Consider the following 646-nt stretch of genomic DNA (forward strand, 5'->3'; position numbering starts at 1 on the left):
CTGAGCAATACATACCTGGTTCTGCTTCTATAGTCGATCCTACCATTACTGTAGATTGGAATATTGTAGAAACGTCTCATAATATTACTATGGACAATGCTAGTTTACCTACTGCTAATAATCTAAACCGTTCTGTTCTTGGTTTATTTGTTACTGCTAACGAACTTGAACTTTCTGGTGATACTGCTACAAATGCTGGTAATGGATTAACTGTAACTCACTACCTTAAAATTGATGGTAAAATTGATTTAGAAGGAGAATCACAGTTAATACAAACAACAGATAGTGATTTAGATCCTACTAGTTCTGGTAGTTTAGAACGTGATCAACAAGGTACACGCGATTTATATACTTATAATTATTGGGCGTCTCCTGTTGGTATGATTAACTCTACGACTAATAACAATAGTTACACTTTACCTAATGTCTTTAGAGATGGTACTAATCCGGCTGCACCTACTAATATTAACTTTATTACTAATGGGTATAATGGATCTTCTGGTTCGCCTATTGGTATTGCAGATTATTGGATTTGGAAATACGCTAATCAATCTGGTGCTTATGCAGATTGGCAACACGTACGTAGTACCGGTTCTTTACTTCCTGGGGAAGGATTTACTATGAAAGGTGTGGCTAACACTTCTGG

The 646-nt window shown here is 36.2% G+C and carries 1 pseudogene; it reads left to right on the forward strand.

The window, feature by feature from the left end:
• Positions 1 to 646, forward strand: a pseudogene (locus WA340_RS07540) (LamG-like jellyroll fold domain-containing protein); the annotation flags it as partial.

It is taken from the genome of Mesoflavibacter sp. CH_XMU1422-2, assembly GCF_037029245.1.
Taxonomy (GTDB): domain Bacteria; phylum Bacteroidota; class Bacteroidia; order Flavobacteriales; family Flavobacteriaceae; genus Mesoflavibacter; species Mesoflavibacter zeaxanthinifaciens.